This is a genomic window from Burkholderia sp. AU28863 (assembly GCF_002223195.1).
GTDB lineage: Bacteria > Pseudomonadota > Gammaproteobacteria > Burkholderiales > Burkholderiaceae > Burkholderia > Burkholderia sola.
The window spans coordinates 1133538-1150821 of sequence record NZ_NKFE01000003.1 but is presented as its reverse complement, the minus strand read 5'-3'; the positions used below and the strand labels follow the sequence as shown (position 1 = coordinate 1150821).

Below are 17284 nucleotides of genomic sequence, written 5' to 3'. Positions count from 1 at the left end.
CGGCCCGCATCGCCGGTCGGGCTGTCAGGCGGGTCATCCGGCCTTTAGATCATTGGCCGCTCGCCGTGGCCGCTTCACGTTCGCGCGCGATTTCGGCCTTCTGCTCTTCCGCCGACGAGCACGCGACCAGAATGCTGCAGTTCACGCGATCGAGCAGTTGCGTATTGCCCGACCCCATCCACCATCTCGACAGTCCGCTGCGGCACCGGTGGCCGACGACGACGAGGTCGACCTTCAGCTCCGACGCGAGATTCGCGATTTCGTCGATCGGATAACCGAATGCGAAATGGCCTTCGGCCTGGACGCCCCGCTCGCGCAGCCAGTTCACGCCTTCCTGCAGGATTTCGCGCGCGGTTTCCTCGAAGCGGCCGCATGCGACGTCGGTCAGCAAACCCGCGCTTTGCGCAATGCTCGAACGCATGTCCACGACCGACAGCAAATGCGTTTCGGCCTTCAGGTCCATTGCGAGATTGGCGCCGTAACGCAGCGCCTTGCGCCCTTCGAGCGTGCCGTCGTAACACAGCAAAATCTTGTTGTAGCTAGCCATGAAGCCTCCCTATCGCGACAACGAGCCTACGCATTCATCATGGTGCGCCGCAATTCAGGACGCAAGGGATGGAAAACGCTGATTCGCCCCGCGCGGCGCGTGCGCGATGATGCAGTGCACGATCGTCGCGCGCTTGCCCCGCACCGTGCACGCATGCCCTCAAGCGAGGCAGCCAATGCACTAGAATGGCCCCGTTCCACATCCAGCGGGCCACCTCGCGCCGGCATCGTATGCTTCGGCCATGCCCGTGTGACCTGCCTTCGCGCGATCCGTTCGCACACCGGCCACACACCGGGCAGCGGAACGCACCCGCTTACAACGACAACACGCCCATGTCCGTCGCACCGATCGATTTCCGCAACGTCGAAAAGCGCTATGGCGACAAGCTCGTCGTCGATCGCCTGTCCTTCAACGTGAAGGCCGGCGAATGCTATGGGCTGCTCGGGCCGAACGGCGCCGGCAAGACCACGACGCTGAAGATGCTGCTGGGCCTCGCGCATCCCGACGCAGGCACGATTGCGCTGTGCGGCGAACCGGTTCCATCACGCGCGCGACATGCACGCCGGCGAGTCGGCGTCGTCCCGCAGTTCGACAACCTCGACCCCGACTTCACGGTCCGGGAAAACCTGCTCGTGTTCAGCCGCTATTTCGGGATGTCGGCGCACGCGGCACGTGCGCTCGTGCCGCCGCTGCTCGAATTCGCCAAGCTGGAGAACAAGGCCGACGCGAAGGTCGGCGAGCTGTCGGGCGGCATGAAGCGCCGCCTCACGCTCGCCCGCGCGCTCGTCAACGATCCCGACGTGCTGGTGCTCGACGAGCCGACGACGGGCCTCGATCCGCAAGCGCGGCACCTGATGTGGGAGCGGCTGCGCTCGCTGCTCGCGCGCGGCAAGACGATCCTGATCACCACGCATTTCATGGAAGAAGCCGAGCGCCTGTGCGATCGGCTGTGCGTGATCGAGGAAGGCCGCAAGATCGCCGAAGGCGCGCCGCATGCCCTGATCGAATCGGAGATCGGCTGCGACGTGATCGAGATCTACGGGCCCGATCCGGCCGCGCTGCGCAGCGAGTTGTCGGCATTCGCGAAGCACACCGAGATCAGCGGCGAGACGCTGTTCTGCTATGTGACCGACCCCGAACCGGTCAGCGCACGACTCAAGGGCCGCACGGGGTTGCGCTATCTGCATCGCCCGGCCAATCTGGAGGATGTGTTCCTGCGGCTCACGGGCCGCGAGATGCAGGACTGATCGACCATGGACGTCCGTAACTATTCCGCCACCACGCCATCGGCCACGCCGCGCGCATCGCGCTTCGCGATCGCGATGCCGGCGAACGCAAGCAACTGGGTCGCCGTCTGGCGGCGCAACTATCTCGTGTGGCGCAAGCTCGCGCTCGCGTCGATGTTCGGCAATCTCGCCGATCCGATGATCTATCTGTTCGGGCTGGGTTTCGGGCTCGGCCTGATGCTCGGCCATGTCGACGGCGTGTCGTACATCGCGTTCCTCGCGGCCGGCACGGTCGGCTCGAGCGTGATGATGTCCGCGAGCTTCGAGTCGATGTATTCGGGTTTCTCGCGGATGCACGTGCAGCGCACGTGGGAAGCGATCATGCATACGCCGCTCGCGCTCGGCGACATCGTGCTCGGCGAGATCGTCTGGGCGGCCAGCAAGGCGATGCTGTCGGGGAGCGCGATCATGCTCGTCGCGGGCGTGCTCGGCTACGCGGCGTTTCCGTCGATGCTCGCGGTGCTGCCCGTGATCGCGCTGGCCGGCCTCGCGTTCGCCAGCCTCGCGATGATCGTCACGGCGCTCGCGCCATCCTACGATTTCTTCATGTTCTACCAGACGCTCGTGCTGACGCCGATGCTGCTGCTGTCGGGCGTGTTCTTCCCGATCACGCAGCTGCCGCCGCTCGCGCGGCATGCGGCGCAGGCGCTGCCGCTCGCGAATGCGGTCGAGCTGATCCGGCCCGCGATGCTCGGCCGGCCGGCGACCGACATCGCGTTGCACGTCATGGTGCTCGCCGGCTACGCGGTCGGCGGGTTCCTGCTGTCCGCGTGGCTGTTCCGGCGGCGGATGATGCGCTGACGGCCGGCGCGCCGGGCACCGGCTTCATGCGACGACGTTACTCGTCGTCGTCGCTCCACGGAATTTCGACGTCGGTCAGGAACGCGACGGTCGCGAGCGGGCCGCCTTCCTGGCGGCCGAGCTTGCCGTCCGCGCGATGCCATTCGACGCGGAACTGCGTGCCCGGATCGTCGGCCACCAGATAGACCGTGCGCAGTTCTTCCTTGTCGGCTTCGTCCACCGGGCCGTCGAACGACACCAGCATCTTCTGCGGCCACAGGCCGTTGACCGGATCGTAAATGCGATCGCCTTGCGGAATGTCGATGCTGGCCTCGACGCCGATCGTTGCGGATGCCTCGATGATCATCGTGCCGAGTGCGTGCAACACGGCAGTCGCCCGCGCGGAATTGGCCTGGCGGATCGCGAGATCGCCGCGCGTCAGCGCCTTTTCGAGTCGAGGATGGATCTTCGGTTGGGTCATGCGTTTTCCTGTTTGCTTCTTGTAAAGGGCGCCGCACGCATGAAGCGGCGGCGCCGGATGAATACGAATGCGACGGTTGCGCGAGGCCGGCGTGTTGCCCGCGTTGTCAGAATCCGAACGCGATCGCGAGCAAGCCGCTCACGATCCCGAATACCACGACGAGGGTCGCGACGATCGCCAGCATGTAAGGCTTGAACGAACGCGCGAGCATCGCGAGCGACGGCACGCTGATCGGCGGCAGCGTCATCAGCAGCGCGGCGGCCGGACCGACGCCCATGCCGAGCGACAGCATCGCCTGGATGATCGGCACCTCGCCGGCCGTCGGGATCACGAACAGCATGCCCGCGACCGCGAACGCGACGATCCAGCCGAGGTGATTGCCGATGTCCGGGCCGATGTGCGGAAACAGCCACGCGCGCGCGGCGCCGAGCAGCAGCACGAGCACGATGTATTCGGGCACGAGCCGCGCGGCCATGCGCGCAAGCAGCTTCATCCAGCGGACGAACGGATTGCCGGCCGCGGCCTGTTCGGCCGCCAGCGCGGCGAGCTGCGCATCGTCGATGCTGCGGTCTTCGGGACGTGCGATGCGGTTCAGCAGATAGCCGATCCCGAACACCATCGCGATGCCCAGCACGAGGCGCAGCGCGCTCCAGTGCCAGCCGAGCACGAAGCCCATGAATACCAGCGCGGCCGGGTTCAGCACCGTATTGCCGAGCCAGAACGCGACCGCGCCGCCCGGCGACGCATGGCGCGCACGCAAGCCCGCGACGACCGGCGCCGCGCAGCACGTGCACATCATCCCGGGCAGCGACAGCAGCCCGCCCGCGGCGACGCTGCCGAATCCCGTGCGGCCGAGCACGCGGGCCACCCAGTGCGCGGGCAGCAGCGCCTGCACGGCCGAGCCGAGCAGCAGGCCGAGCACCATCGCCTGCCAGATCGCCTTGCCGTATGCCCATGCGTAGTCGAGCGCCGCCTTCAGCGACGGCTCGGGTGCGGCCGCCGACGTGCCCATCAGGATCGACTGGCCGATCGAATGGTGCTCGGCGGCAACGAATGCCTTGTTGTAGTACGGAAACCATTTTACGTAGAACAGTCCCGCGACCGCGATCAGCAGGAAGGTCATCCAGCCGAGGGCCGGATTGGGTTGGGTGCGTGTGGTCGTCATCGTGTAGTGATCGTCGATTGGTTTTTGTCGGTTTCGGATGTCGTTCCGGCGGCAAGCGCGGCCGATGCGGGCAATCCGGCCTGCGCGAGTTCGGCCAGCAGCGTGCGCGCCTGATCGCGCACGTCGGCCGCGTTGGGCCGGAACGTGAACGTCAGCGCGCGGTTCGGCTTGTCGTATGTCGCGCGATACGTGCGCGCGTAGGCGGGATCGTAATGTCTGTCGATCAGTTCGGTGAACAGATCGACCCGCGCGCCGGCATCGATCAGTGCCTTCCAGCGCATCACCTCTTCGCGGCTGTGCAGGCCGATCAGCCGATGAAGCTGCGCCTTGAATGCGTCCGGTTCGTCGAACAGGTGCGCGTAATCGTCGAGCAGGAACGCGATCCGCTCGTCGTGCGCCGCCTCGACCTGCACCCACGGCCCCGCGTGAAATGCCTCGATCAGCGCGATCGGCAACTGCACGAGCCCGATCCTGCGGCTTTCCGACTCGACGAACACCGGCCATTGGGGGTCGAAACGTCCAAGCGTCTCGACGAGCCCCGAATCGAACCCCTTCTGAGCCGGCTGCGGCGTGCCCGGCAGCGCGCCCAGCAGCGAGCCGCGATGGCACGCGAGTGCTTCCAGGTCGAGCGTCTGCGCGCCCACGTCGCGCAGCGCGTTCAGCAGGCGTGTCTTGCCGCAGCCCGTATGGCCGACGAGCGCGATGTAGCGAAAGCGCGTCGGCAGCGAATCGAGGGTCGCGCACACCGAGCGACGGTACGCCTTGTAGCCGCCGTCGAGCTGGCGCGCCTTCCAGCCGATCAGGTTGAACCAGGTGGTCATCGAGCCCGAACGCTTGCCGCCGCGCCAGCAGTAGATCAGCGGCCGCCAGTTGCGCGGCCGGTCGGCGAACGTCGTGTCGAGATGGCGCGCGATGTTGCGCGCCACCATGGCCGCCCCGACGCGCGTCGCCTCGTACGGTGACACCTGCCGGTACATCGTGCCGACGAGCACGCGCTCTTCGTTGCTGAGCACGGGCGCGTTCAGCGCGCCGGGGATATGGTCCTCGGCGAACTCGAGCGGCGTACGCACGTCGATGATCTCGTCGAACTCGCCGGCGCGATCGAGGGTGACAATCAGGTTCTTCAATTTGGCGTCGAACAGGGGGCGATGCGGCTCGGGGAGCCGCATGGGCACGGAAGGCGGATTGACGATTATCTCACGGGCCGGCGTCCCGGGGCTCGCGCGGCAGTCGGCGACGACGACGCGGCCTGCATCGCGTCGATCAGATGGTCGCGGAACGCGCGCACCGACGCAGGCAGATCGCGGCCCGCCATCGTCTGCACCTGGATGCTGCGTTCGCGCAGTTGCGGGTTCGTCACGGGCACGACGACGAAGCCGTCCGCATCGGCGCGATCGCGCACCGACAACAACCCCGTGAACATCACCGCGCCCGTGCGGCGCGCGTAGCCGTACATCGCCGCGGTGTTGTTGCTCGTCAGTTCGGGCTCGAGCAGCAGCCCGTCGAGCGCGCACGCGATGTCGATCAACTGGCGCACCGTCGTGCCGGCCTCGGGCAGCACGTGCGCGTGCCGCGCGACATCGGCAAGCGACACCGCGTCGCGCGCCGCGAGCGGATGATCGTGCCGGACCAGCGCAAAGACCGGCGCGCGCTCGGTGTGGTCGACGCGCACGCCCTTCTCCGGCGCGAGGCTGAACGTCAATGCGATGTCCGCATCGCCGTCGCGCACGCGCCGGGTTGCGTCCGCCGGCGACACGACCCATACGGTGAAATCGACGCCCGGGTGGCGCCCCTTGAAGCTCGCGAGCACGCCGGGCAGAAAATCGATCGCGAACCCTTCCGAGCACGCGATCTTCAGCAGGCTGCCGTGCAGCGCGTCGAGTCCGCCGATGTCCTTCATCACGTGCTCGGCCTCCAGCAGGCTGCGCTGCGCGAACGCCAGCAACCGCTCCCCCGCCTCCGACAGCGCCATCCCGCGCGGGCGCCGCTCGAACAGCGGCGCGCCGAGCTCGCTCTCCAGCTTCGCGATCTGGCGGCTGATCGCCGACACGGCCACGTGCAGCCGCGCGGACGCGTCGCTGATCGAGCCGGTACGCGCCACCTCGACGAAATACCGCAACGCCAGGCCATGCAGGAAAGCCGCCATCGCTCTGTCTCCGCACCGCATCCGGGTGCGCTGCTTTGCCTTTTCGGCAAAGAAAGGTTCGAAATTCGATCATTGTGACAAAAAAACCGGCTTTCTAGAATCGATCGCACTTCACGTTGCCTGCGCGGCCCGCGCGCGGCGAACCCGACCGAGGAGACACGATTTGAGCCGTACCGCCGCCATCCAGCACGCGCTGAACCAGTTCGAATCCGGTGCGTTCTTCACGACCCTGAGCCGCCGCGTCGGCCTGCGCACCGAAAGCCAGGAAAGCGGCACCGAAGCCGCGCTGCGCGCCTATCTGACCGACGAGATCGCGCCCGAGGCCGCCCGCCTCGGTTTCACGTCGCGGATCGTCGACAACCCCGTAGACGGCGGCGGCCCGTTCCTGCTCGCGTCGCGCCACGAAGACGACGCGCTGCCGACCGTGCTGATCTACGGCCACGGCGACGTCGTGCGCGGCTACGACGCGCAATGGCGCGCGCCGCTGTCGCCGTGGACGCTGACGGCCGACGGCGACCGCTGGTACGGCCGCGGCAGCGCCGACAACAAGGGCCAGCACACGATCAACCTGGCCGCGCTGGCGAGCGTGCTCGAGGCGCGCGGCGGCCGGCTCGGCTTCAACGCGAAGCTGCTGATCGAGATGGGCGAGGAAACCGGGTCGCCGGGCCTCGACGCGCTGTGCCGCCAGGAGCGCGACGCGCTCGCGGCCGACGTGCTGATCGCGTCCGACGGCCCGCGCATCGCCGCCGCACGCCCGACGGTCTTCCTCGGCTCGCGCGGCGCGGTCAACTTCAGGCTGAGCCTGCGCGCCCGTGATGGCGCGCATCATTCCGGCAACTGGGGCGGACTGCTGCGCAATCCGGCGATCGTGCTCGCGCATGCGCTCGCGAGCCTCGTCGACGCGCGCGGCGCGATTCGCGTCGCGGGGCTGCGCCCGCCGCCGATCCCGGCCGCAGTGCGCGACGCGCTCGCCGATCTTTCCGTCGGCGGCGGCCCCGGCGACCCGGCGCTCGACGCCGACTGGGGCGAGCCCGGGCTGTCCGCGGCCGAGCGCGTGTTCGGCTGGAACACGTTAGAGATCCTCGCGTTCAAGGCCGGCAATCCTGAGCACCCCGTCAACGCGATCCCGCCCGCCGCGTATGCGCACTGCCAGCTGCGCTTCGTCGTCGGCACCGACTGGGAAGCGCTGAAGGCGCACCTGCGTGCGCACCTCGACACGCACGGCTTCGCCGACATCGAGATCGACGTCGAGCGCGGCGCGCCGGCAACGCGCGTGCCCCCGGACGATCCGTGGGTTCGCTGGGCCGTCGCGTCGCTCGCGCGCACCACCGGCAAGAAGCCCGCGATCCTGCCGAATCTCGGCGGCACGCTGCCGAACGAGGTGTTCGCCGACACGCTCGGGCTGCCGACGCTGTGGGTGCCGCACTCGTACCCGGCGTGCTCGCAGCACGCGCCCGACGAGCACCTGCTCGCGAGCGTAGTCAGCGAAGGGCTGCAGATGATGGCCGGCCTCTTCTGGGATCTCGGCGACGACGCGCCGTCCGTTCGCCGCACGGCATCCGCCGCGGCCGGCGCCGCCCTGTAACGCGCTTCGCCCCTTTCACGGGACTTGCATACACGATGAATACGACCACCCTCACCGCGCAGGACGCCGCGCGCCCGAGCGCCGCGAAAATCCGGCGCATCATCTTCGCGGCGTCGATCGGCAACGCGCTCGAATGGTTCGACCTGATCGTCTACGGCTTCTTCGCGGTCACGATCGCCAAGCTGTTCTTCCCCGCCACGAGCGAAGCGACGTCGCTGATGCTGACGCTCGGCACGTTCGGGCTGTCCTACCTGATCCGGCCGATCGGCGGCTTCGTGCTCGGCGCGTACGCCGATCGCGCGGGCCGCAAGGCGTCGCTGCTATTGTCGATCGCGATGATGATGGCCGGCACGCTGCTGATCGCGCTGATGCCGACCTACGCATCGATCGGCATTCTCGCGCCGCTCGGGATCATGCTGTCGCGGCTGATGCAGGGCTTTTCCGCGGGCGGCGAATTCGCGAGTTCGACCGCATTTCTCGTCGAACACGCGCCGCAGCGCCGCGGTTTCATGTCGAGCTGGCAGTTCGCGAGCCAGGGCCTCGCGACGTTGCTCGCGTCGGGCTTCGGCGCGCTGCTGACGGCCACGCTGACCTCCGCGCAGCTCGAAAGCTGGGGCTGGCGCGTGCCGTTCCTGTTCGGGCTCGCGATCGGCCCGGTCGGGCTGTATATCCGCCGCTACGTCGACGAAGGCGTCGAGTTCAAGACGCAGGCGCGCTCCGAGGCGCCGGTGCGCGAGCTGTTCGCGGACCAGAAGTTGCGGCTGCTGCTGTCGATCGGCGCGCTCGTGATCTCGACCGCGATCAACTACATGATCCTGTACATGCCCACCTACGCGATCAAGCAGCTCGGCTTGCCTGCATCGACGGGCTTCGCGGCGACGCTCGCGACCGGCTTCGTGCTGACGCTCGTCACGCCGGTCGTCGGCCACCTGTCCGACCGCACCGGCCGGATCCGCATGATGGCGGTCGCGGCCGTGCTGATGCTCCTGACCGTGTGGCCGACGTTCGCGTGGCTCACGCGCCATGCGTCGTTCGCGACGATGCTCGCCGCGCTGATCTGGATCGGGGTGCTGAAGGCGATGTACTGCGGCGCGCTGCCGGCGCTGATGGCCGAACTGTTTCCGTCGCAGACGCGCGCCACCGGGCTCGCGGTCAGCTACAACACCGGCGTCACGCTGTTCGGCGGCTTCGCGCCGTTCGTCATTACCTGGCTGATCAGCGCGACCGGCAACCGGCTGTCGCCCGCGCTCTATCTGATGGGATGCGCGCTGCTGAGCCTCGCCGCGCTGTTCGTCGCGCGCACGCGGCTGAAGATGCGCTGACACGAGAAACGACGGCGCGGCACGGCGCTGCCGCAACGCTCGACTCGGCCCGTCGCGGCATTGCTGTCGCGCGGGCCGCGTGCCGTTTACGGCGCCGGATTCGGCTGCCGTTCGTGCAATGCGTCGATCTCGGCGAGGATCTCGTCGGACAGCGTCACGTCGATGCTGCCGATGTTCTCCTTCAACTGCTCGAGCGACGTCGCGCCGATCAGGTTGCTGCGCACGAACGGGCGGCTGTTGACGAACGCGAGCGCCAGTTGCGCGGGCGACAGCCCGTGGCGCCGCGCGAGCGCGACGTAACGCGACGTCGCCTCGACGGCGTGCGGCTTGCTGTAGCGCTGGAAGCGCTCGAACAGCGTGATGCGCGCACCGGCCGGACGCGCGCCGTTCTCGTACTTGCCGGACAGCCAGCCGAACGCGAGCGGCGAATAGGCGAGCAGGCCGACGCCATCGCGATGCGTGAATTCCGACAACCCGTTCTCGAACGTGCGGTTCAGCAGGCTGTACGGATTCTGGATGCTCGCGATGCGCGGTAGCCCAAGCCGCTCGGCCGCGCGCAGGAACTGCGCGACACCCCACGGCGTTTCGTTCGACACGCCGATCGCACGCACCTTGCCGGCCTTCACGAATTCCGCGAGCACGCCGAGCGTTTCGTCGATCGGCACCGTGTACGCGTCGTCGACCCATGGATACGCGGGCCGGCCGAACGTGGTCGTGCTGCGATCGGGCCAGTGCAGCTGGTACAGATCGACGTAGTCGGTCTGCAGGCGCTTGAGGCTGCCGTCGAGCGCTTCGGTCAGGTTCTTGCGGTCGAACTGGTTGCCCTCGCCGCGAATATGGCGCGGATTGTGCGGCTGCCGCGCCGGCCCCGCGATCTTCGTCGCGAGCACGATACGGTCGCGCTGCGCGCGATGCTGCGCGATCCAGGTGCCGATGTATTGCTCGGTGCGGCCCTGCGTGTCGGGCTTCGGCGGCACCGGATACATCTCCGCGGCGTCGATCAGCGTCACGCCCTGCCCGAGCGCGTAGTCGATCTGCTCGTGCGCGTCGCGCTCCGAATTCTGCTCGCCCCACGTCATCGTGCCGAGACCGATCAGGCTGACCTCGATACCCGAATCGCCGAGTGTGCGGTATTCCATGCTGTTCCTGTCGCGTCGGTGGAAAGCAGGAAAGCTATCACATTGACGCAACTGCTTCACGCAGGCGCGGCGCACGCTTACAGGCGGCCTCCAGCGCTGCCCCGAGCGTTCGCGCGCCCGCCCGGATGCGGCCGCGCTCCGTCACTGCGGTCGCTGGATGAAGCAGGTTGCCGACGCATGCGCGACGATCTTGTCATCCGGTGTCTTCAGCGTGCCCTCCGCCACGCCCAGCGAACGCGACAGGTGAATCACGCGCCCTTCCGCGATGAGATCGACGTCGCGCGGCACCGGCCGCAGCATCTTCACGTGCAGATCGACGGTGCCGTAACCGACGCCCGCGTCGAGCATCGAATGCACCGCGCATCCGGTGACCGAATCGAGCACCGTCGCGGCGAACCCGCCGTGCACGCCGCCCAACGGGTTCAGGTGCCGGCCGTCCGCCCGCGCCGAAAACTTCACGTAACCGAGCTCGACGTCGAGCGGGCGCATCGGGATCGTCTCGGAAATCGACGCAAGGGGCGCGTCTCCCGACGCGGCGGCACGCAGCAGATCGAGGCCAGACAGGGAAAGCGGATTCATCGGGTTGTCTCCGGGTTGAAAGCGCGTCGCCGCGCGAGTAAGTTCTAAATTGGAACTCATTATTGTCAACGAGGCCGGCCGTTGTCAACGCGGCTGCGCCCGTTGCGACCGAAGGCGGGTTCTATAATCGAACCCGCTATTTCGCTGAACCGCCGCAAGACCGCCGCAACAGGCAAGAGACTCGACGATGAAATGGGATGACATCGGCACGCTGAACTGTTCGGTCGCGCGCACGCTCGCCGTGCTCGGCGACCGCTGGACCATGCTGATCCTGCGCAACGCGTTCCTCGGCTGCCGCCGCTTCGACGCGTTCCAGGCCCAGCTTGGCCTGACTCGCCACGTGCTGGCCGAACGGCTCGCGCGGCTCGTCGACGAAGGCGTGCTCGTCAAGCGCGCGTATCAGGAGCGCCCGCCGCGCTTCGAATACCGGCTGACGGAAAAGGGCATCGATCTCTATCCGGCCCTGCTCGCGCTGATGGCGTGGGGCGATCGCTGGAAGGACGACGGCCAGGGGCCGCCGGTGCAATTACGCCACCGGGCCTGCGGCCAGCTGATGCACGCGGTGACCGTATGCTCGGCCTGTGGCGAACCGCTCGACGCGCGCGACGTGCAGCCCGAGCCGGGGCCCGGATGGATCGCGTCCGACGGGGCCGAGGCGTCCGCATCCACGGATTGACGATGCGTTGCGCGCGGATGTCGTTCCGATGCGCCCGCTGGACATACGCGTGGGCGACAGGATGCATCGAGTCGCAGCCAGCCCGCCCGGGCGCACGCATTGCTCGCACGCGGGTGCGCTGCAACGGCAATCGCAATCGCATGCCATCGCCGGCGCTGTCGCTATGCGTTGATCGCCCCGCTCGCCCGCACAGGCTGCACAACGCAACTTTGCGTCACGCTCTCGACGCCTGCCGATCACTGCGCGCGCCCTTGCTTCGCATCCGCGCGTGACCGGGCCGCCACGCGTGCGTTACACTCACGGCCCGCTGTCTCGAAATTATTCGCTGTCCAAGATGTTGTCGCGCAATCGCCTCGCCGCCGCCTGTCTCGCCGCTTCCCTGCTCGCCACACCCTTCGCCGCGTTCGGCAAGACGCAAAGCGAATCGCTGCTCCAGCAAGCGATCGATCTTGTGTCGCGATGGCTGCCGGCCCCCACTCACGAAGCCCCCACGACCCAGGTCGTCGAATCGGCATTCTCGCCCGACGGCGGCGCCGAGGCGCTCGTGCTGAAAGCGATCGGGGCGGCGCGCAGCTCGATCCGGGTCGCCGCGTACTCGTTCACGTCGCCGCCCGTCGCGCGCGCGCTGCTTGCCGCCAAGCGCCGCGGCGTCAACGTCGCGGTGGTCGTCGACGACAAGGGCAACCGCGCGAAGAGCAGCAAGCAGGCATTGAACCTGCTCGTCAACGCGGGCATCCCGACGCGCACGATCGACGCCTATGCGATCCATCACGACAAGTACCTCGTGATCGACGCCGAGCACGTCGAAACGGGTTCGTTCAACTACAGTGCGTCGGCGGCCAGCCGCAATTCCGAGAACGTCGTCGTGGTCTGGAACAATCCGCAACTCGCGTCACGCTACCTCACGCACTGGCAAAGCCGCTTCGACCAGGGCACGCCGTACCGCTCCAGCTATTGACGCGCGACACGCGCTTTCTCCTGGCGCTCGCCCCCTCCGCATTTTTGCCGCCGCGTTGCAGATGATCGGCGAGCATGGCGCGATGTTCAATTCGGCCGAATGGCCAGCGCACCGCGTCGCGAAGCGCCCTTCGCGCACGACGCACCGCGTTCAATGGATTTCGGACCCCCGCCCGGTCGCGACGCCCGCATGCGCGCTCGCCACGCAACGGCTCGCGTGCCCGTCCGCGCCGCTGACCGCATTCGCCGAGCGCCCGCGGTCGCCCATCGTCAGCACGGTGCGCACGCAATCGGTGCTGAACGTCAGCGTGTTCTGAACCAGCGGGTAAAGGAGATACAGCGCGAACGCGAGATAGCCCGCGTACAGAATTCGAACCATGGTGCGATCGGATGAGATGGGATGAACGACTGGACTCGTCGTGTTTACGGCAGGCCGACGCGCCCCCTTGAGGCATCGCGTGTCCGATTCCGCATCGGGACGAAACGCGCGCCGAGGCCTCCCGCTTCTTGCCGCACTTCACCGACACCCGCGAACCCGATCAGCGCCACGGCGGGACTTGCAGCGTGGCGATGCATCCGGGAATGCGCGATACTGTCAGACATATGCCCGATGACCGGCCCGATGGCCGGGACAAGAGACCAGGCCTATGCAAATCGCACCGAAACCGGCCGACGAGGCGGCTCGGCTCGATACGCTTCATTCGCTCTCGATCCTCGATACGCCGCCCGAAGAGCGCTTCGATCGCCTGACACGTCTCGCGCGACGGCTGTTCGACGTACCGATCGCCGTCGTCAGCCTCGTTGACGAGAATCGCCAGTGGTTCAAGAGTCATGCGGGACTCGACGCCACGCAGACGCCGCGCGACGTGTCGTTCTGCGCGCACGCGCTGCTCGCGGGCGATACGATGGTGATTCAGGATGCGCGGAACGACGATCGCTTCCACGATAACCCGCTCGTCACCGGCACGCCGGGCATCCGCTTCTATGCCGGCCGGCCGCTCGCCGCACCGAACGGCGCGCCCATCGGCACGCTGTGCCTGATCGACACGCGGCCCCGCTCGCTCGACGCCGACGAACTCGCGCTGCTCGGCGATCTGGCCCACATGACCGAGCGCGAGATCGCCGCGCTGCATTTCGCGACCACCGACGAACTCACGCAGCTGACGAACCGGCGCGGCTTCGAGATTCTGGCCCGGCATGTGCTGAGCCTGTGCGATCGCGTCGGCCGTCACGCCGTGCTGCTGTTCTTCGACCTGAACGATTTCAAGACGATCAACGACCGCTTCGGCCATGCCGAGGGCGATCGCGCGCTCAAGGCGTTCGCCGAAACGTTGACGAGCGCGCTGCGCGACAGCGACGTCATCGCACGACTCGGCGGCGACGAGTTCGTCGTGCTGTTGAGCGCCACCGATGCGGCCGATGTCGCCGAGCCCGTCGAACGCGTGACGCAGGCGCTCGCGCAGCGCAACGCAGCCGACGCACGCGGCTACGCGATCCGCTTCAGCGTCGGGCACGTTGCCTATGATCCCGCCTGCCATCGCACCGTCGCGGACCTGCTTGCCTCGGCCGATCGGAGGATGTACGAACACAAGCAGCGCGGCAGGACGGCCGGCGCATGACCGTCGACGAGCCAGGCCGACGCGGCGCAATCAAGCCGCCGCGCCGCCGCCCGGCCGCGCTCGTGTGTCGGTTCAACTGCCGCAGGGCGGCGCGCTGGCCATTGCGTCCGCGATCTGCTCGGGTGTCAGATCGCGCTGATGCGTCGCCAGCGACCAGCGATGCCCGAACGGATCCTCGACCTGCCCGTAACGATCGCCCCAGAACATGTCGGCGGCCGGAATCGTGACCGTCGCGCCGGCCGCGACCGCCTTCTCGATCGCCGCATCGGTGTCGGGCACGTACAGATGCAGGCAGACGGGCGTGCCTTTCAGCGCCTTCGGCCCCAGCGCACCGTGCTCGGGCATTTCATCGACCAGCATCAGCGTCGAATCGCCAATCGCGAGGCACGCATGCGCGAGCCGGCCATCGGGCATCGCGAGGCGAAATTGTTCAGTCGCATTGAATGCACGCTTGTAGAAGTCGATGGCTGCGGTTGCGCCCGCACAGATCAGATGCGGGGTCAGCGTACGCATCCCTTCCGGGATCGGCTTGACGGACGTGGGCATGGTGTCGCTCCTTGAGTCGGTTGTCGTATCGAAAATCGGGACGGACGCGCGATGCGCACGCCTCCGATGCTACGACGGACGACTCCCGCGGAAATCGACACGGTGCCCGGGATTTTTTTGTTTGCTCAAGTGACGCGGCGCGCCGGACGCCGCGTCGGGCATCATCGGCCCGTTCGGTCGGCCGGTTCGTCCGGCGGGCCGAACTGCCGACGGCAAGTCTCCAGCAACGCGGCGACCGCGTCGAGCGGAAGATCGGCAAACCGGGCGATCGGCAGCATCACGCCGCCCGGCACCTTCGTACGGGAAGAATGTACGGAGAACTGGTAGCCGATGTAACGATTACCGGCGACGCTGACGATCCGGAATTCAGCGACGTCGCGCCACGGCGTGACGGTTTTTTCGCGGGCGGAACCGATCAGCCGGAAGCCCGTCTCGTCGACCTGCAGCGCCAGCTTGCGCCGCGACGAGACGAACAACGCGGCACTGGCAAGCCCCAGCAACGCGGCCATCGCCGCTACCGGCCAGAGCGTCGGGGCGGCCACGTAACCGCACAGGCTCGCCGCGGCCAGCCCCGCACATCCTGCCGCCCTGCTTTTCAGGCTTCGGCTGTCGACCGCAAGCGTCACCGGCAACGCGCCGATGACCGTTCCCGCAACGGGATCGACGTGCCAGCCGGAATCCGTCGTTTCGCGTTCGTCGTTCATTGCACGCCGGCTCGTGTCGACGGCCGCCGGTCCATCGACGCGGGCGGCATGTCGGGACTTCGATTCCGTTTGCACGCATCAGGCGTCATTGCGCCGACGTCGGTCAATGGCATACGTTGACGGTACCGTTGGTCGTGCATTGACCGACGGCCCAGTGGCTCTGCCCGGCCAGACGGGGCGCGACGCCCATGCCGCGAATCGGCGCGGCCGGCGGCGACGATGCGGGAACGGTCGTCGACGCAGTCTCGGGCGACGGTTGCACGGGCGTCGGCCCGGACGCGGTCTGGCAGGCGGCAAGCGCCAGACAAAGCGCGAATGCCGGCGGGAAGATGGCGAATCTGGACATGGTCGTGGGCGCGTTCGCGCGATTCGGTTTGGGTAACGGCTTGCGGTCAGATCTGCGGCAGATCGCGCAACGTGCGCGACTCGCTCGTTGCGTCGATGTCGAGCTCGATGCCTTCCGATGCATCGCGATACAGCACGCGTTTCAGCCTGGGCCCGATCGCCGTGGTGTCCGATGCCGAGAAGATCGCGCGGACATCGTTACCGGATGCGAGCGCGCGCGCCACGTCCGCCACCGGGGCCTCGCGGGGCGTCGCCGCCCACGAGCGATCGGCCGGGTTCACGGCCGCCCAGCGCACGTGCGTCACGCGCGCGCTGAGCGGATCGATTCGGACACCATTCACCGCGAACGTCGACATCGGCATCTCCTTTGAATTTTTTACGGCCGGCCGCATGCATGCGGCGCGCTGCGAACAGCCCGGATCCAGCGTGCGCGGCGCGCACGGCCCGCGATCAGGGGCGCGGGTCCGGCCAACGGGATTTTCGATGATACATTGGGACGCTTTGCAACCGTCAACAGACAATCGTGTACGGGAGAAACACATGAGCGACGCCTGGGGAACCTTCCCTGCCAGAATGGGCGACCATCAGGCTTTCATCAGCTTCAACCACGGCTTTGCGGAAATCGCCGAAGGCGATCCGCGCACGTCGCTGCTCAGCGTGCGCGTCCCCTTTGCGCGTCCGTCGCCCGAAGGTCTGCCGGCCGGCGACGAATTCGCCGATCTCGCGAAGATCGAGGATCTGCTCGACGCCGCGATCGTCGCGAAAGGCGGCGTGCAGGTCGGCCGTATCACCGTCGACGGCAACCGGGATTTTCTCTTCTACGTACCGTTCGACGAAGAGGCGGCCGCGGAGATCGTCGACTCGCTGGCCGACCAGACGACCTATGCGCTTCAGTACGCCCATCAGGACGACCCGGACAAGACGACATACTGGCAGACGCTCTACCCGACCGACGACGACTGGCAGATCATGCGCGACATGCGCACGCTGGATGCGCTGCGGCAGCAAGGCGACGCGCCCGACGTGAGCCGGCGCGTGATGCACTGGGCGTACTTTCCCGACCCGAGCGACGCGCACCAGTTCGCGGACTGGGCCGAAGCAAAAGGCTATCCGGTGGAGTCGGTGGCGCCGACCGAGGACGGCAAGTCGGCGGTACGGTTTTCGCACGAGGGCACGATGGCGCTCGCCGACATCACGCGCCACACGATCGCGCTCAATCGCGAGGTGCGCGCGCTCGGCGGGGACTACGACGGATGGGAAACCAGCGTCGAACAGGCGGGCTGAGCGGAGCGCCATGCCCATGACGCGCGATGTGACGTCATGCAGGCGACGCAAAAAACATCCCGGCAGCGCGGTGACGCGCCGCCGGGACAAGGCATCGCCGGCAAAGACCGGCGATGGGCCTGA

At 67.6% G+C, this 17284-nt stretch carries 20 protein-coding genes; 8 read left to right on the top strand and 12 right to left on the bottom strand.

What is annotated here, in order from left to right; genetic code table 11:
* Nucleotides 1–49: 49 nt before the first annotated feature.
* Nucleotides 50–547, bottom strand: coding sequence for a universal stress protein (locus CFB81_RS07770; RefSeq protein WP_069621438.1), 498 nt, complete (start codon nt 545–547; stop codon nt 50–52).
* Nucleotides 548–879: 332 nt separating this feature from the next.
* Between CFB81_RS07770 and nodI the strand changes: the two genes are divergently transcribed.
* Both nodI and CFB81_RS07755 read left to right on the top strand, forming a co-directional pair.
* Nucleotides 880–1794 carry a nodulation factor ABC transporter ATP-binding protein NodI gene (gene nodI / locus CFB81_RS07760; protein ID WP_089434979.1) on the top strand — a complete coding sequence of 305 codons (915 nt, stop codon included), beginning with the start codon at nt 880–882 and terminating at the stop codon, nt 1792–1794.
* A gap of 6 nt (nt 1795–1800) precedes the next feature.
* Complete coding sequence (locus tag CFB81_RS07755; protein WP_069621436.1) at nt 1801–2634, top strand: ABC transporter permease; 834 nt, start codon at nt 1801–1803, stop codon at nt 2632–2634.
* Between the two features lie 37 nt (nt 2635–2671).
* Here CFB81_RS07755 and CFB81_RS07750 read toward each other — a convergent pair whose 3' ends face one another.
* From CFB81_RS07750 to CFB81_RS07735, 4 genes are all read right to left on the bottom strand, one after another.
* The gene (locus CFB81_RS07750) at nt 2672–3094 is read right to left on the bottom strand and encodes a hypothetical protein (protein ID WP_069621435.1); all 423 of its coding nucleotides are present in this window, start codon (nt 3092–3094) and stop codon (nt 2672–2674) included.
* A gap of 106 nt (nt 3095–3200) precedes the next feature.
* Entirely contained in the window at nt 3201–4259 is a 1059-nt protein-coding gene (locus CFB81_RS07745) for a permease (RefSeq protein WP_089434977.1), read from the bottom strand.
* Nucleotides 4256–5386 carry a tRNA 2-selenouridine(34) synthase MnmH gene (gene mnmH / locus CFB81_RS07740; RefSeq protein ID WP_089435347.1) on the bottom strand — a complete coding sequence of 377 codons (1131 nt, stop codon included), beginning with the start codon at nt 5384–5386 and terminating at the stop codon, nt 4256–4258. The genes CFB81_RS07745 and mnmH overlap by 4 nt, the downstream gene beginning before the upstream one ends.
* Before the next feature lie 65 nt (nt 5387–5451).
* Nucleotides 5452–6405, bottom strand: coding sequence for a LysR substrate-binding domain-containing protein (locus CFB81_RS07735; RefSeq protein ID WP_089434976.1), 954 nt, complete (start codon nt 6403–6405; stop codon nt 5452–5454).
* Nucleotides 6406–6568: 163 nt separating this feature from the next.
* On the opposite strand from CFB81_RS07735, the gene CFB81_RS07730 reads away from it, so the two are divergent.
* A complete protein-coding gene (locus CFB81_RS07730) occupies nt 6569–7990 on the top strand; it encodes a M20 family metallopeptidase (protein ID WP_089434975.1) in 1422 nt (473 codons plus the stop codon).
* Between the two features lie 35 nt (nt 7991–8025).
* Nucleotides 8026–9312 (top strand): MFS transporter, encoded by a 1287-nt coding sequence (locus CFB81_RS07725; RefSeq protein WP_069621472.1) that lies wholly within the window; start codon nt 8026–8028, stop codon nt 9310–9312.
* 86 nt (nt 9313–9398) lie between these two features.
* Here the strand turns inward: CFB81_RS07725 and CFB81_RS07720 are convergent, their stop codons facing one another.
* Together CFB81_RS07720 and CFB81_RS07715 are read right to left on the bottom strand one after the other, a co-directional pair.
* Nucleotides 9399–10451, bottom strand: coding sequence for an NADP(H)-dependent aldo-keto reductase (locus CFB81_RS07720; RefSeq protein ID WP_089434974.1), 1053 nt, complete (start codon nt 10449–10451; stop codon nt 9399–9401).
* Nucleotides 10452–10592: 141 nt separating this feature from the next.
* Nucleotides 10593–11030, bottom strand: a complete 438-nt coding sequence (locus tag CFB81_RS07715) for a PaaI family thioesterase (RefSeq protein WP_050012568.1) — start codon at nt 11028–11030, stop codon at nt 10593–10595.
* 187 nt (nt 11031–11217) lie between these two features.
* Between CFB81_RS07715 and CFB81_RS07710 the strand changes: the two genes are divergently transcribed.
* Together CFB81_RS07710 and CFB81_RS07705 are read left to right on the top strand one after the other, a co-directional pair.
* Nucleotides 11218–11706: a helix-turn-helix domain-containing protein gene (locus CFB81_RS07710; RefSeq protein ID WP_089434973.1), complete on the top strand. Its 489-nt coding sequence runs from the start codon at nt 11218–11220 to the stop codon at nt 11704–11706.
* Between the two features lie 334 nt (nt 11707–12040).
* The gene (locus tag CFB81_RS07705) at nt 12041–12664 is read left to right on the top strand and encodes a phospholipase D family protein (protein ID WP_089434972.1); all 624 of its coding nucleotides are present in this window, start codon (nt 12041–12043) and stop codon (nt 12662–12664) included.
* Between the two features lie 150 nt (nt 12665–12814).
* Here CFB81_RS07705 and CFB81_RS07700 read toward each other — a convergent pair whose 3' ends face one another.
* Nucleotides 12815–13042, bottom strand: coding sequence for a hypothetical protein (locus CFB81_RS07700; protein WP_089434971.1), 228 nt, complete (start codon nt 13040–13042; stop codon nt 12815–12817).
* Between the two features lie 268 nt (nt 13043–13310).
* Here CFB81_RS07700 and CFB81_RS07695 point away from each other — a divergent pair, with 268 nt between their 5' ends.
* The gene (locus tag CFB81_RS07695; RefSeq protein ID WP_089434970.1) at nt 13311–14282 is read left to right on the top strand and encodes a diguanylate cyclase; all 972 of its coding nucleotides are present in this window, start codon (nt 13311–13313) and stop codon (nt 14280–14282) included.
* Nucleotides 14283–14354: 72 nt separating this feature from the next.
* Here the strand turns inward: CFB81_RS07695 and CFB81_RS07690 are convergent, their stop codons facing one another.
* The 4 genes from CFB81_RS07690 to CFB81_RS07675 form a co-directional block, all read right to left on the bottom strand.
* Nucleotides 14355–14828, bottom strand: coding sequence for a VOC family protein (locus CFB81_RS07690; RefSeq protein ID WP_069621427.1), 474 nt, complete (start codon nt 14826–14828; stop codon nt 14355–14357).
* A 161-nt stretch (nt 14829–14989) separates the two neighbouring features.
* Nucleotides 14990–15532 (bottom strand): aspartyl-tRNA synthetase, encoded by a 543-nt coding sequence (locus CFB81_RS07685; protein WP_069621426.1) that lies wholly within the window; start codon nt 15530–15532, stop codon nt 14990–14992.
* A gap of 103 nt (nt 15533–15635) precedes the next feature.
* Nucleotides 15636–15878 carry a hypothetical protein gene (locus CFB81_RS07680; RefSeq protein ID WP_089434969.1) on the bottom strand — a complete coding sequence of 81 codons (243 nt, stop codon included), beginning with the start codon at nt 15876–15878 and terminating at the stop codon, nt 15636–15638.
* Nucleotides 15879–15924: 46 nt separating this feature from the next.
* Nucleotides 15925–16233 (bottom strand): hypothetical protein, encoded by a 309-nt coding sequence (locus tag CFB81_RS07675; RefSeq protein ID WP_011545327.1) that lies wholly within the window; start codon nt 16231–16233, stop codon nt 15925–15927.
* A gap of 184 nt (nt 16234–16417) precedes the next feature.
* Here CFB81_RS07675 and CFB81_RS07670 point away from each other — a divergent pair, with 184 nt between their 5' ends.
* Nucleotides 16418–17161, top strand: a complete 744-nt coding sequence (locus CFB81_RS07670) for a DUF695 domain-containing protein (protein ID WP_089434968.1) — start codon at nt 16418–16420, stop codon at nt 17159–17161.
* The last annotated feature ends 123 nt before the right edge of the window (nt 17162–17284 follow it).